Raw genomic sequence first — 906 nt, 5'->3', positions numbered from 1 at the left:
AAGCAAAAGCAAAAGCAAAAGCAAAAGCAAAAGCAAAAGCAAAAGCAAAAGCAAAAGCAAAAGCAAAAGCAAAAGCACTACAGCCGTGTTAAAAATCTATAAAAATAAAAATGAATGATTTAACTGTAAAGGCATACAGGTATAAGTGAAAGTTAGTGAATTTTTATTGTTATGGCACGTTATGTAATTTATTAAAATGGCACGATTATGTAGACGTATTTAATAAATGTCTGATTTTAATATAAATTATTCAGATAAAATTTTTACATAGCGCGCCATTGATGGCGTGTTATGTAAATGGCTCGTTTTCTCCAAACCAAAAAACGTTTGTTTATCCATAAATCTACTGGTAAGTTATTAGTATTATTAAATAAAAAAGTTTATTAGCGGAATAAAACTACCTGTGGATAACTTCCTTTAACAGGAATTCGCGCTAATAAGCTGTTAGTGTTCATGGAGGAAAAATGAAAATTCAGATTAAATCATTCTCATCGCACCAAACTAGTAAAGTTATAGCTCTGGCATTTGCTCTATTCACAATTCCCTTTTCTATAATGGGAGTTATTGGTTTTTTCTTCGCTCCAGAAATAAAAACAAATACTGGTGAAAGCATGCCAAATTTTCCGTTTTTATTTTTTGCATTTGCACCATTACTTTACGGCTTTATGTTTTACGTAATGAATAGGCTCATGTGTTTTGGATATAATTTTATTGCAAAGCGTGTCGGTGGTATTGAATTTGAAACAGTTGAATCAGACAATGAACACTAACAAGCCAAGTCAGCGGGAATTTTACTCGCTGAACAACGCTCATAAAATCCCCTGCTTGGGGCGTTGGTATGACTCCCCACGTCAAGTTAAAAACACTGATCCCTCTTAATCTTTTAAGCCTTTAATAGTTATTTTT

The 906-nt window shown here is 32.6% G+C and carries 1 protein-coding gene; it reads left to right on the top strand.

Translation table 11 applies throughout. The features are described 5' to 3' along the window. Nucleotides 1-464 precede the first annotated feature (464 nt). A complete protein-coding gene (locus Q0940_RS17015; protein ID WP_299271139.1) occupies nt 465-770 on the top strand; it encodes a hypothetical protein in 306 nt (101 codons plus the stop codon). Nucleotides 771-906 lie beyond the last annotated feature (136 nt).

Source organism: uncultured Psychrosphaera sp. (genome assembly GCF_947500655.1).
GTDB lineage: Bacteria > Pseudomonadota > Gammaproteobacteria > Enterobacterales > Alteromonadaceae > Psychrosphaera.
This window is presented reverse-complemented; position numbering and strand designations above follow the sequence as displayed.

Bases quoted from the DNA above. Each gene is read 5' to 3' on its own strand.
- Q0940_RS17015 (WP_299271139.1), top strand. From the start codon at position 465: ATGAAAATTCAGATTAAATCATTCTCATCGCACCAAACTAGTAAAGTT.